General features: G+C 27.5%; 1 pseudogene. It reads left to right on the top strand.

Annotated elements, in window-relative coordinates:
- Positions 1–207: pseudogene (locus AACQ14_RS23900) on the top strand (helix-turn-helix domain-containing protein); the annotation flags it as partial.

Here is a 207-nt window from a genome sequence, read left to right as displayed (position 1 = left end):
TTGAAGATACATTAAAAGAAAATAACCAGATATTAAAAGAACAATTAACAAAAGAAGTATCAAGCGAAGTTAGATTCCTATTGGAAGAGCGTGAAGAGAAGGAAGAAAAAAGATATAAAAAGCTAGATGAAACTATAAGAGAGATGCAAAAAATGAGGCAAGAAACAGCAACTTCATCAAATAGAAGATTTTTTAGATTTAAAAAAT

The organism is Vallitalea maricola, from assembly GCF_036985595.1.
Taxonomy (GTDB): Bacteria; Bacillota; Clostridia; order Lachnospirales; family Vallitaleaceae; genus Vallitalea; species Vallitalea maricola.
Note: the sequence above shows the minus strand (reverse complement) of the source record. Positions and strands in the feature narration are given on the sequence as shown.